Here is a 13,986-nt window from a genome sequence, read left to right on the forward strand (position 1 = left end):
TTAGTATCAACTATTTTTAATACTCGAAACTAAAGAAAGGCTTATTTTAAACACACTTCCTTTACCTTCTCCATCACTGTAGGCACGTATTTTGCCATTATGTGCTGAAACTATACCTTTACATATAGCAAGACCTAAGCCATTACCATGAGTATAACTATCTTTTTTCTCTATCCGATGAAATATTGTAAATATTTTTTCTAAATCGAACTCGCTCAACCCTATACCTTGATCAACGACTTCAAAAAGACAACTATTATCATTTTTTCTTTTTAGGCTAATAACTATTTCTTTTTCAAAATCAGCTGTGAATTTTACGGCATTATCAACTAAATTTAGGATAACTTGCTGAAACAATACAGGATCCATCTCTATTTCAAATGGCTCTTTTGGTGCTATAAACTTAAACTTCTGAGCCATATAAACACGTGAGCAAATATCTTTAATCTCATCAAGGAAAATATTACTATTCACACTCTGGATCTTTAATGAGAGTTTACCTGAATCCACCTTTAGCATTTGCACAATATTATCAATATAATTATCTAGCCTTTTCGACTCCGTTAGTGCTAAATCTAACATTTCATCTTGTTGTTGCTGACTAAATGAATCTTTAAAAGATTTAACACTACTTAAAGCTCCCATTATTGATGCTAAAGGAGTCTTAAGATCATGTGATACTGATGATAACATTGATTTTTGCAACTTGCGTTGCTCATCTAAAAGTAACGATTTCTTCTCTTCTTTTTCTAGGCTTCTCTTAAGAAGTAAATGCGAAATATGCGAAAGCATATTACTCAGAAGCACACTGTCAGAAACTATCCTCTCTATAGTTTCTTCAGATTTTAAATATATTGCAATAACTCCTAAAACCCTATTTTCGATTACTAGAGGTTCTATAGCCCAATTTAAGCCAGCAAAAGTATTTGTTCCCTTGCCACAGCTGACTTTATACTTAAAGCTCCATTTTGCAGCGGCTAATTCTTTTTGATTAAAGTTTGGATGTTGGGGAAATGCAGCAGAATCAAGTTCAGAATCTGAAACACTTAGAAAAACAAAATCACATTTAAAATATTCTTCTAAAGCATGTAAAAAAATCGAACGCAGGTCTTTATCTAGACTCTTTTCATTAAACATTTTGGTAAAACGATATAGTATTGATATATTATTTTCTCTTTCTTTGAGAAGGATAAAAGCCCTTTTTGTCCTTAGAATCACATGGCTAGAAGAAACAACTATTATCATAAATATAGCCAAGGTAATTAACTCAGCCAAACTAGAGATATGTAAAACAAAATTTGGCTCTAAATATAAATAAGTATATAAAAAGAACCCAACTAATGATGTTACTATCGAAGAGACTAAACCATATCTATAGGCGCATGCCGCGATTACTATTAAAAAACAAAGGGTTTGCGATACAAGTCCTGCAAAATCCAAACTAAAGAATATGGCAATACCTGCAAGAGCCGTTATAACCGCAGACTTTAATGTATCAACAAATAGATCTTTAAATTTATGCTTCTTAGTTTTTGGTGCTACTTCAAGCTTATGATCTTTTTTATTAATCGAAACAATATGTATCTGCATACCATTATTATTACGAATAATATCATAAACAACTGAGCCAAAAATTTTATCTTTCCACTTTGGTCTTATAGATTTACCGATAACTAAATCTGTGGCTCCTATTGAGTTTGCATACTCAAGTATCCCATCAGATACTCTATCTCCTAAAATATGGTCTATACTATAACCTAAGCTACTTGCTAACATTTTATAACGTCTGATCACACCAAAACTTAACTTAGTCGCTATCTTATTTGGTTTTTGCACAAATACTGCCATCAATCTAGCATTTAAGGTTGTAGCTAAGAGCTTACCTTTACGTAATAAACTTGGAGTAGCCTCATCATAACCACAACAAACTAATACATATGGTGATGTAGCAATAGCACTGCCATTTTGATAAAGTTTTCTATACTGTTGGATATCTTGACCAACATGGTTTGCCGCCATTCTAAAGGTATAATCTCTAAGTATAGTTAGATTTGTATATTGAAAATATCTTTCTAAAGCTCTGTCTATAGCATCACTTTTATAAACCTTGCCTTGTTTTAATCTTTTTATTAGCTCTTCAGGACTAATATCTACAACAACTAGTTCATCTGCTGATTGTATAAAATCATTTGGAACTATTTCATTAACATTCGCTTGGGTTATTTGTGTAACTTCATAAGATAAACTAGCAATATGTTGAATATTAATAGCTGTATAAACAGATATGCCTTCATCAAGGAGCTCTTCTATATCAATATAGCGCTTTTTATTTCTTGATGTCGCAAGGTTTGTGTGTGGTAGCTCATCAATTATAACAACATCTGGTCTTCTAGCCTTTATCGCATCAAGATCTAGCTCTTCAAAAATCTTACCTCGATAGTTTATTTTTTTAAGAGGCATAACCTCCAAACCATCAAGTAATGCTTGAGTCTCAGCTCTTCCATGAGTTACTAAAAGGCCTACTACAACATCTTTATTATCACGCTGTAGAGATTTTGCATTATTTAGCATTGCATAGCTTTTACCAACACCAGGAGCATATCCAAGGAAAATCTTTAACTTGCCTTTCTTTGACTCTTGGCTTTTATTTGCTAAGTTTAATAATGCATCTACTTTTTGTTTATTATCCATTTAAGTCTCTATAAGTGAATTTGAAAAAGCCTAAAAACTTCTAAGAAAATTATATCAGAGAAACTGATTAATAATTTACATCACAATCATTAAAACCTATAACTAAGAAGCTTTTTTATTTAGAGTTTTAAGCAGATCAATATTTAAATTAAGAACATTTACTGTATCAACTCCCAACAAATGCTTAGTCGTATTTTTCTCTATTAGCTGTTCTATTTGTTTGACTGATAAGTTATTTTTCTTAGCGACATACTCAGCTTGATAGTTAGCTGCTTGTAAACTTATATCAGGATCAATACCACTAGCTGAGGCAAAGACCATATCTTCAGGAATAGTCTTAGATCCGTATCTACCTTGTAGCTTACTAACTCTTTCTTTAACATCTTTTAGTTGAGTTTTATTATTAACAGCATAGTTTGTTCCACCCGTTGCTAGTGGATTATCATTTGATGCTGATGGTCTTGTTTGGAATAAATTTGTCGGCATAACCTGACCAATTAACTTAGATCCAACTAACTTGCCATTATAGTACTCTTGAGATCCTGTTGCTGTACCTTTTGATATAGTATAACCAACCGACATTATAAAAAATGGATAAGCTACTCCTAATACCAGAGTAAATAAAAGCATTGCCTTAAATGATTTAAATAAATTTAACATTTTATATTCTCCCTACCTAAACCAAATGAATAGCTGTAATAAACATATCAATCAGCTTAATGCAAATAAACGGCACTATTACTCCACCTAACCCATAGAATAAAAGATTCTTACGTAATAAAGTTTGCGATGATGCAACGACATTTTTTACACCTATTAATGCCATCGGAATCAAAAATATAATAATTAAGGCATTAAATATCACTGCTGATAATATCGCACTTGTAGACGAATGAAGATTCATTATATTCATAGCACCCAAACTTGGGAAGGCTGTCACAAACAGTGCTGGAATCACTACAAAATATTTTGCGATATCATTAGTCACACTAAATGTTGTTAGAGCTCCTCGAGTAACAAGTATCTGCTTACCAATTTTAACGATTTCTATGATTTTCTTAGGATCTGAATCTAAATCAACCATGTTACCAGCTTCTCTAGCTGCAGAAGTTCCCGTAGCCATAGCAATACCGACATCAGCTTGTGCAAGTGCAGGAGCGTCATTTGTTCCATCGCCACACATTGCTACAGTTTTGCCTTCTTCTTGAGCTTTTATAATATAATCTAGCTTATCTTGAGGTGAAGCTTGAGCAACAAAATCATCAACACCTGCTTCAGCTGCAATCGCTGCTGCAGTTAGAGGATTATCACCTGTGATCATTACAGTCTGTACACCCATCTTACGTAACTCTTCAAAACGCTGTTTAATCTTTGGTTTAATAATATCTTTAAGATGTACAACACCTAAAAGTCTATCTTTTTGAGCTACTGCTAGAGGTGTACCACCTTGCTCAGATATTTGTTCTGTAACTTTTTTAAACATCGCAGCTAAACCACTATCAAGTTTACCTTCTAGATAATTCTCTACAGAAGATATAGCCCCTTTTCTTATCTCTAAATTTTGATAATCTATACCACTCATTCTTGTATATGCTGAGAAAGGTATAATTTCTGCTTCTGATAGATCTACTTTCTTTTTATCAAAACCAAAGTTCTTTTCAGCTAGTTTAACTATTGATTTACCTTCAGGTGTCTCATCTACTAAAGAACATAACCATGCAGCATGAGCAAGCTCCTCTGGAGAAGCAGCTCCTAATGGAATAAAATCTGTCGCAAAGCGATTACCTAATGTAATAGTTCCTGTTTTATCTAAAAGTAATAAGTCAATATTACCTGAAGACTCTACAGCCCTACCTGACATTGCTACTATATTAAACTTTAATAATCTATCCATACCCGATATCCCAACAGCTGAAAGCAGACCTGCGATCGTTGTTGGTATTAAGGTAACAAATAAAGCTATCAATACTACTGCTGATAACTGAGTATTACTATACATTGCCATGCCATATAAAGAACATATTGCAAATATAAAAATCAACGTCAGCCCTGATAACAAAATAGTCAAAGCAATTTCATTTGGTGATTTAAGTCTTTTAGCATTCTCAACAAGATCAATCATCTTATCTAAGAAACTCTCACCAGGATTAGATGTAACTTTGATTTTGACATTATCAGATAAAACTTTTGTACCAGCTGTTACCGCGGAGTTATCTGAACCTGCCTCTTTAACAACTGGTTCTGATTCACCTGTTATTGCTGATTCATCAATTGTTGCCATACCTTCAATAACATCACCATCACATGGGATAAAATTATTAGTATCAACAAAGACAATATCACCGATTTTAAGACTCTCTGCATCAACTTTTGTAAGATTTCCTTCACTATCTTCCTTCATAGCAAAGAGCTTTGATTTAGCTGCTTTTAAAGTATCTGCTTGAGCCTTACCTCTACCTTCAGCAATACCTTCAGCAAAGTTGGCAAAAAATATTGTAAACCACAGCCAAATAACTACTTGTAATGTAAAGCCAATGCTTTGGCCAGAAAAAAGCTCTGTAATTAAATATAATGTACATAATAAAGTAACAACTTCAACACAGAACATAACTGGGTTTTTGATCATCTGACGAGGATCACATTTTGTAAAAGTTTTTGCTAGAGCTGGCACTAATAGCTCTTTTGATAATAGACTAGGAGATTTTTTTGTACTCATAACTTCAACCTATAAATAAGTTAGATTTAATTGATCTAATATTGGACCTAAACCTAATGCCGGAAATATTGTTAAACCACCAATTATTAATATTGTGAAAAACACCAATACTGAAAATATAATACTTGTAGTATCTAATGAACTGATTTCACATATCTGTGAGCTACGCTTTTTCTTAACTAAAGAACCAGCTAACATTAGCACTGCAAAGATTATGCCAAATCTACCGATAAACATACTCAATGCTATAGTTATATTTAGATAGCTAGTATTTGCTGCTAATCCTGCAAAGGCACTACCATTATTATTTGCTCCTGAAATATAGGCATATAATATTTCAGAGAAACCATGAGCTCCACTATTTGTTAAAGATGTATGCACACTTGGTATAACACTCGCTATTCCAGTAAATACCAATACACAACATGGCGAAACTAATAGAGCTAGCATTGTCCATTTCATATCGTTGGCTTCTATACGTTTACCTAAGAAACTTGGAGCCCTACCAATCATTAATGAACCAATAAACACAGCTAACATTAAGAACATAAAGAAACCATAAAACCCAGCTCCAATACCTCCAAATATAACTTCACCTATTGCCATATTTAGCATAGCCATCATCCCACCAATAGCAGAATAACTATCCACTACACTATTTACACCACCATCTGAAGCTGATGTAGATATTGTGTTGTACAGCGTTGAATTAAATATACCAAAGCGAGTTTCTTTACCTTCCATATTAGATAAATGTCCTACTTGACCATATATATCTTGGATATGCTTGCTATCAAGAAAATCTAAGCCATGAAGCTCTGAGATTGTCATAATAAGTAAAGAAATAATAAATAAAACCAACATCACTCCAAAAATTGTCCAACCTTGCTTTGTATTTCCAACCCACTTACCAAATGTATAAGTTAAAGCTGCAGGTATCGCAAATATTGAGATCATTTGAATATAGTTTGTTATTAGTGTTGGATTCTCATACGGATGCGCTGAGTTAGCACCAAAGAAACCACCACCATTAGTTCCAAGTGACTTTATTGCCTCTTGTGAAGCTACTGGACCTTGTGGAATAATTTGCTCACTGCCTGCTAGAGTATGAACATGTAAATATGCCATTATATTTTGTGGTACTCCTTGAAATACATATAAAACCGCAATAACTATTGATATAGGTAGCAATATCCAAAATATACCTTTACCAAGGTCATTCCAAAAATTACCAACTGTTGCTGTTTCATGTCTAGCTACCGATCTTATTAAAGCAATTGCTACAGATAATCCAACAGCTGCTGAAACAAAATTTTGTACCCCAAGAGCTATCATCTGTGAAAAATAGCTAACACCTGTTTCTCCAGAATAACTCTGCCAGTTAGTATTTGTCACAAAGCTAATGGCTGTATTAAATGCCTGAGAAAGACTCATACCTTTTATTTCCTGAGGGTTTAAAGGTAAAACTCCCTGTAAAACCAGTATTAGAAGAACAAAGATAAAAGCCATTATCGAGAAGCTTAATAAGCTAAAAAAATAAGCTTTTGCTGTTTGCTCTTTTCTTGAGATTTCTCCCAAAAATAGTAAGTATAATCTCTGGAACGGTCTAGCAAACCAATCTAAATTAGTTCTTTCATTATTAAAAACTTTAAATATATAGTTTCCTAATGGCTTTGTTAGCAAAGCTATTATTACTATAAAGATTACAAATATTATAAAGTTTAGATACATAACCTACCCCTACCAATTAAAATTTATCTGGAAAGATAAGAGTCAAAGTCATATAAACCGCTAAAGTTATCATTACAACTGCAGAAAGAAAAATCATATCAACCTCTTTTTATATTTTAAATTTATATCAATTTTTCAAAGGTGATAGATTATAGATTCTAGTGGTATAAAAGTTCTATTAGGAAATAATAAAGAAAGTATAAAATTTTCATAAAATTTTGTATTCTAAAAGACGACTAAATCATGAGCACGATCTTCTAAACTGACTAATTTAACATCAATATTAAAGGCTTTTTGGATATTATGTGTCGTCAAAACATTTTTTGTTTTATCAAAAGCTATAGTTTTACCATTTTTAAGCAACAAACTATCTTCGTAAAATTCTAAAGCAATATTTAAATCATGCCCTATGACTAATATAGCTAAACTATTCTGTAATATCAGACTCTTTAAAATCTCAAGAGTTTGACGCTGATAATATATATCCATGTGTGCGCTATATTCATCTAAAAATAAGTAGCCGCTATACTCTTTATCATCACTATTTAACTGTACTAATGCCCTTGCTAGCTGGACGCGCTGACGCTCACCTCCTGAAAGCTGCTGATAACTTTTTTGACAAAATATCTCTGCTTCAAAAATCCTTAGAGCCTTCATTGCTTTAAGATAGGCATTTTCGTTTAATCTACCATGGCTATACGCTAGCGTTCCTAGCAAAACATAATCAATAACTTTTATATCTGTAGATACTGATTCATGCTGTCTAACTAAAGCTATTTGTTTACTTAGTTGATTAGCAGGTATATTTCTTAGCTGTTGATTATCTAACAGAATTTCTCCAGTATAATTATGAAAATCCCCACATATCAACTTTAGCAGTGTTGACTTACCAGCACCATTTGCACCTAAGATACCTGTAATAGAACCTTTAGCGACTTTAAATGACACATCATCTAGGAGTCTTTTTTTGCCGATACTCAAGGAAATATTATTTATCGATAGCATTTAGTTTCCTCCATTTTGAACTTTTTTACTAAATAAAAGATATACAAAATATGGTGCACCAATAAGAGCTGTCATTAAACCAATCGGCAACTCTGCTGGTGATAAAATCATTCTTGATAAAACATCTGCAACTGTTAATAACAAAGCTCCAAATATCGCTGAAAAAAACATCAAATATTTATGCTCATTACCTATCAAAAAACGCATAATATGAGGTACAACAAGCCCGATAAAAGCGATTGGCCCAGCCACAGCAGTACTTGCTCCAACTAAAAGTGCGATTATAACTATACTTTTAAATTTATACTGTTGAATATTTATCCCCAGCATTCTTGCATACTCTTCTCCGGATATCATAGCATTTAGATATTTTGAAATATTTCTCATAAATAAAATTGCCACAAAGACACTAGCCAATAGAAATACGACTTGCCCCCATGAAATATTAGCGAAACTTCCCATACTCCAAAAAGTAATATTACGCAAGATTCCATCATCTGATAAATATGTCATCACACCTATCAAAGCACCACATAGAGCATTGATTGCAACACCTGCTAAGACCAATATACCTAAATTGCTTCTTCCTTTTGTAACCGATAATAAATAAGTCATAAGTGTAATAACTAAACTGCCGACAAATGCACTTATACCCATTCCCCATGTAGCTACAAAACTAGTTTGAATAACATTCTCAGTCACCAATAAAAATATTATCGCGAATAAAGAAGCTCCACTAGTCATACCTAAAAGAGCAGGATCTGCCAAGGGGTTTCTAAAAAGTCCTTGCATCATAACTCCTGATACTGCAAGCCCAGCCCCTACAACCGCTGAAGCAACTAATCTTGGCAAACGTAGCTGTAAAACAACTTGCTCAACTAAAGCATTATTCTTATCAAAGATACTATCAAGACTAAAACTTAAAGCTCCTAACTTTATTGATAAAAAGCAAACTACAATTAATAATGCTATTAGAATTATACTCCACAACTGATACTTTCTTCGTTGAGTAACAAATAGTTTCCTTGCAAAAGCCTGTGTTGAATCCATTATCTCACCTATAAATAAATCTTCTGAGCCAACTGAAGCTCCGTACTTCCAAAAGTGCTACCAAAATTATCTAGCCTAACCGCATTAATCCTAGCAATCTTAGTACCATATTGACTATGTAAGAAATTAAGCTGCTGCTTATAAGGGATAGATGCTTTTTTATTTGCCTGAGCTACAATAACTACTGATGGTTTTAGGCTTAATAGTCCTTCTTTTGATACGGGTCTCATCCCTATAAAATCTAAAATATTATCAGTATCAACAGACTTCAACCAGATATCTCCTATCGTATTTTTACCCAATAGATAAGCGCCATTGCCTGATATCTGTAGTAGCATTAAAACCTTAGGCTTATTGTTAGGCCTGTTTTTATGATATTGTTTAATAATTTCTTGTGTCTTATTTTCTTCACCCTCTAACTTCTCAATCAACTTATTCGCGGCTTTTTTAGAGTCTGTAATACTAGCAATAGTTAAGATATTTTCTTTAACATCATTTATATTTTTGGTTTTTCTTAGATGTACAGTTTTGATCCCAAAATTGCTAAGTCTGCTAATCACTGAAGCTGGAGAAGCTGATGGATCAACGATAACAATATCAGGCTTCAGAGCAATAATACTTTCTATAGTTAAGGCTCGCATATAGCCTATATTTTTCACATTAGTATTGCCATGCTTACTAATCTTTTTCACACTTTCTAAATCACTACCAATTATATCTTTATTATCAAATACTGAAGTTATTGAGCTTGCAGTAGGTCCAATTGTAATAATTGACCTTGCAAAGCTATTTGAGAAAGTGCATAGGAGTATTAATAATATAAAAGTATTAAACTTATTTATTCTAAGCATTTTGTTGTTCCTTTAAATTAAATGATATTGTCTGCTCAACTGTTGTTGCGACATTTGTAAAACCACTTTTCGCTGGTGTAAAAACTAACTTCTCAAACCACTTAATCGCAGCCTGATCTAGGTCATCAAAACCACTAGATTGTAAAATATGAACCCCAATTACTTGACCTTTTGAGTTTATATTTGCTTTTATTCTTACATGTCCTTGTTCGTTATTTTTAATTGCCGAGCTTGGATAGCCTAATTTTGGTGGTGTATATTTTAATTTTGGCTGCTGGGTTATTTTAGCTATAGCTTTATTCTCTTTAACATCAATATTTGCAGATTTTTTATGTACTTTAGATTCCTCTTGCTTATGAGGTTTATTCTTAGTTAATTTAGCTTTAGTATTTTTTGTTTTCTTAGCTGCTTTTGTTGCATGTTTTAGCTGTTTAGCAGCAACCTCTTTAGAGCTAGTCTTTGGTTGACTAACTATATTTATTTTCTTAACTATCTCTTCAATCGACTGAGATTTTAGTTGAGTTTCACCAATATACCACTCTGTAGATTTTGACTGATTTAGTGTAGCATAAATACTGTAATCAACGAATATCGAACCAACAACTGCTACTGTAAACTTAAGTGTCCTAAGCATATATATCCTCTCTAGAAATTATAACTCGCTTGCAAATAGAAATTTCGTCCCATTGCTGGTACAAGATTTTGTCCATCATAGTTTTGATAATATCGATTAAAAACATTATCAACCCCAGCACTTACATTTAACCCTTTAAAGCGTTTAGGTTGCCACTTATAACCTAAGTTCAGTAAAACATAACCTGGAACACTACTAATTGGATGCTCACCTCCAGGTGGAACTCTATTTTGTGTTAAAGCGTAGTTAATACTTGTTTGAAAAGAGCTATCTATTGGTTTAATGGGAATATCAAGAGTTGCTATACCTTTTGCTCTAGGAATAGGTAATGGACTTCCTGAGGGTACTAGGCTACCTCCAGATCCTTGATAAGCAGATAAACTTTCCCCTCTTGTATAAGTAAAGTTTGTACCAAAATCAAACCAAGTATTATGATATTTAAATGCCAAACTATAGCCAAACAGTTGAGCATGAGAGATATTTATATTTTGAATTTTTAAAGGGTAAGAAGCAGCATTAACTTTGGAATCAACGATAAAATTACTTACATCATTTAAAAATATATTACTATTGAAATAAAAACTTTGTGTTGGAGTTAGTTGCTTATTAATAGTAATACCAACAGATTTGTTATGGCCTATTTCTGGTTGTAAGTTAGGGTTTGGAACAAATTGTAAGAAACTCATCCCAGGATGACTGCCACCTAAAAATAAATCTTGAAGAGATGGAATTCTATAGCCTTCTGTATAAGCAAAATATACTTTTAGGGGTTTAATAACTTTATAACTAATACTTCCTTGCTTTGTGAAGAAAGCTCCACCATTTTGCATATTGCCACTTTGACTATGATAGCCATTAACACGACCACCTAGAGTTATATTTAATTTAGAAGTAATATCCCAACTATCTTGTAAATAGCCACTATAAGTTTGCTGATTTGCTGTAGGAAAACTTAAGCTATTTTTTCCAACATTAAAACCATTAAAAAATTTAAATTCTGTACCGTAAACCAAATTTTGTTTTAGAACAAAAGTCTTATTCGTTACCCTAAAACCTGTGGTATTAATATTTATATCTTGAGGTACTGCAAAGCCTTTCCCATCATTTATAGGGTTAGAATTATAATGATTTCTGATGTAAAAAACCTTAGCCTCTAAATTAACGTATGGGTTATTAGGGTTTAAATAATATTCCAGCATTACTTGCTGTTGTAAGAAATTAAACTTTGAAGGTGGATTATATTCTCCTACAACATCATTTATCGTCGCTGGATAAAGTCCATTATTTTGCATTGATAGCCAATATGCTTTAAATGTTTGTATCTTTGAAATATTCCAAACACCTTTTAATAAGAACTGTAGATTATTACTTGCTGAGTAAGGTAAATTAGTATGATTTCCTAAACGAATATCATTATTACGACCACCAACAATATCAAATAAATAGCTAAAATCACCCGCTTTAAAAGCTACAGCAGTATTACCATTAACTCCTAAGTCACCAGTTTGTCCTCCTACACCTAGCTTAGTAGCAAATGATCTACCTTTTAATAAATCACTAGGATCAATAGTTTCAAAGTTTACAGCACCACCCAGCGCGCCGTTACCATAGACTATATTACTCCCCGACTGATCTGCTGTAACCTGCTTATAGAGAGACTCACTAGGTAACTGACGTGTTGAATTATGACCAAAGGAAGCAAAGTTATTATTGATACCATCAATACCTACAAACACTCTATTAAAAGCTAAGCCTCCCATACTTATATTTTGGGAGATTTCTCTACTTCCACTAAATATCTGCACCCCTTGCAATTTATTTAGTTGATCTGCCGTTGATAAGATCAAAGAGTTTTTTGATTTAGATGTAGATAATGGTGGCGCAGCATTTGCACTTTGTTCTACAGACTCTTTTTTCTTTTTATCCTTTTTTACGCTCCCAACATCAGCTTTTTTTACAGCTGCTACCTCAATCTCTCCTAAATCAACAGTATCACCATTATTTACCTGCTGATTTTGTTGAGCATATGCACACGAGAACATAGATAGTGATAACATAATTTTCACTAATATATTTTTTTTCATTTTTCTGATCTTAGTTTAAGGCTATTTAGTTACTTGAATATCTGCTGTAGTTAGTCCTAACTCTTTTATAGCTGCAAAAATCTCAAGCATATTTTGTAGTGATATTTTCTTATCTGCTGCAATTTCTATCTCTCTTAAGTCCTTATTTTTTTGTATGCTTTTAAGGTATCTTTGTAGATCATCAAGAGAATCAAAATGATTATTATTGACAAGAAAATTCTTTGAGCTTTTAATATATACTGTCATTTTCAACGCTTTGCTTTGTGATACCGCTTGACCTTTAACTTCTGGTAATGGTAACTTAAGAATATGTTGAACAGGTCCAGCTAACAGCACAAACATCACTAGCAACACAAGCATAAAATCAAGTAGAGGAATTAAGTTAGGTTCATCTAACTCAAGGCTACTATTATGAGATTTATTTGTACTTGAAATCATGTCTAAGCCTGCTTTTTCACATATAGGTTATCTGTTAAATACTGTGTTTTATTCGCTATTTTTTGACGTTCTAAGCCTAGGGCTAGATCATTTAAAACTTCTTCGGCACGAAATAGATAGCTCTCACTATAGTGTCTAAAGCAATAAAAAGTAAACATACTAAACAATGCTAAGATAATACCTAGTGCTGTAGCGTACATAGCCTCAGATAGATATAAAATCATATGCTCAAGACCACTACCATTAAGAGACTCAGCAAGAGCTTTAAATGAATGACTCATGCTCCAAATAGTTCCTAATAAACCTAGCATTGGTGACACTACTGCAAAGAAGTTTAGCCAAACTAGTGGTTGCTGTAGGCGCTGACGTTCTTTACGCATCATTATGCTAACTGCATTCTCTGCTATATCTTTAGATTCTAAAAGCAATGGTGCAATATACTTAGAAAGCTTACTACTAGTATTATCTATCCTATTTTTTATAGCATCGCTATCACCTTGGCCAGCTAAAGTTATTAAGCTCTCAATCTGTAATGATTTAAACCTTGGTAAGAAAATAAATGTGATACATCTTTCAATGCATATAGCTGTAAGTATCAAACTTACCAATAGCATTAAATAACCTACTAGTCCAAACTGACTCAAAAAATAGCTAATCATAATTAATCCTGACTTTGTTGTTCTCTAGCTCTCTTGCCCATTTCTATAAACGCTGTCTTAAGACTTGCAAGCGTATCCACAGGCTTTTCGAAATTGATATAGTGATTTTTATGCTCACTTTGTAGCC

Annotated in this window: 12 protein-coding genes (1 of these 12 cut by a window edge); all 12 read right to left on the reverse strand. The window is 33.0% G+C overall.

Features of this window, described 5'->3' with window-relative positions; all coding sequences use genetic code 11:
- Positions 1-6 precede the first annotated feature (6 nt).
- A complete protein-coding gene (locus FIP56_RS09820; protein ID WP_192578727.1) occupies positions 7-2,691 on the reverse strand; it encodes an ATP-binding protein in 2,685 nt (894 codons plus the stop codon).
- A 102-nt stretch (positions 2,692-2,793) separates the two neighbouring features.
- The gene (locus FIP56_RS09825) at positions 2,794-3,351 is read right to left on the reverse strand and encodes a potassium-transporting ATPase subunit C (RefSeq protein ID WP_192578728.1); all 558 of its coding nucleotides are present in this window, start codon (positions 3,349-3,351) and stop codon (positions 2,794-2,796) included.
- 16 nt (positions 3,352-3,367) lie between these two features.
- The gene (gene kdpB, locus FIP56_RS09830; RefSeq protein ID WP_192578729.1) at positions 3,368-5,407 is read right to left on the reverse strand and encodes a potassium-transporting ATPase subunit KdpB; all 2,040 of its coding nucleotides are present in this window, start codon (positions 5,405-5,407) and stop codon (positions 3,368-3,370) included.
- A 9-nt stretch (positions 5,408-5,416) separates the two neighbouring features.
- The gene (kdpA, locus tag FIP56_RS09835; protein WP_192578730.1) at positions 5,417-7,138 is read right to left on the reverse strand and encodes a potassium-transporting ATPase subunit KdpA; all 1,722 of its coding nucleotides are present in this window, start codon (positions 7,136-7,138) and stop codon (positions 5,417-5,419) included.
- A gap of 225 nt (positions 7,139-7,363) precedes the next feature.
- Positions 7,364-8,143 carry an ATP-binding cassette domain-containing protein gene (locus tag FIP56_RS09840; RefSeq protein WP_192578731.1) on the reverse strand — a complete coding sequence of 260 codons (780 nt, stop codon included), beginning with the start codon at positions 8,141-8,143 and terminating at the stop codon, positions 7,364-7,366.
- Complete coding sequence (locus tag FIP56_RS09845; protein WP_192578732.1) at positions 8,144-9,193, reverse strand: iron ABC transporter permease; 1,050 nt, start codon at positions 9,191-9,193, stop codon at positions 8,144-8,146.
- An 8-nt stretch (positions 9,194-9,201) separates the two neighbouring features.
- Positions 9,202-10,044, reverse strand: coding sequence for an ABC transporter substrate-binding protein (locus FIP56_RS09850; protein WP_192578733.1), 843 nt, complete (start codon positions 10,042-10,044; stop codon positions 9,202-9,204).
- On the reverse strand, positions 10,037-10,678 hold the full coding sequence (locus tag FIP56_RS09855) for an energy transducer TonB (RefSeq protein ID WP_192578734.1): 642 nt from the start codon (positions 10,676-10,678) through the stop codon (positions 10,037-10,039). Before FIP56_RS09855 ends, FIP56_RS09850 begins: the two co-directional genes overlap by 8 nt.
- 11 nt (positions 10,679-10,689) lie before the next feature.
- Positions 10,690-12,762, reverse strand: coding sequence for a TonB-dependent receptor (locus FIP56_RS09860; RefSeq protein ID WP_192578735.1), 2,073 nt, complete (start codon positions 12,760-12,762; stop codon positions 10,690-10,692).
- A 21-nt stretch (positions 12,763-12,783) separates the two neighbouring features.
- Positions 12,784-13,200, reverse strand: a complete 417-nt coding sequence (locus FIP56_RS09865; protein WP_192578736.1) for a biopolymer transporter ExbD — start codon at positions 13,198-13,200, stop codon at positions 12,784-12,786.
- 2 nt (positions 13,201-13,202) lie between these two features.
- Complete coding sequence (locus tag FIP56_RS09870; RefSeq protein WP_192578737.1) at positions 13,203-13,859, reverse strand: MotA/TolQ/ExbB proton channel family protein; 657 nt, start codon at positions 13,857-13,859, stop codon at positions 13,203-13,205.
- A gap of 2 nt (positions 13,860-13,861) precedes the next feature.
- Positions 13,862-13,986, reverse strand: partial view of a pyridoxamine 5'-phosphate oxidase family protein gene (locus tag FIP56_RS09875; protein WP_192578738.1) — the 3' end only. Its footprint extends 610 nt past the window's final position; the window shows 125 of its 735 coding nt (coding positions 611-735); the start codon falls outside the window, past its right edge — the gene reads right to left on this strand; its stop codon occupies positions 13,862-13,864.

Origin of the sequence: Francisella sp. LA112445 (genome assembly GCF_012224145.1) — a bacterium.
Classification (GTDB): Bacteria; Pseudomonadota; Gammaproteobacteria; order Francisellales; family Francisellaceae; genus Francisella.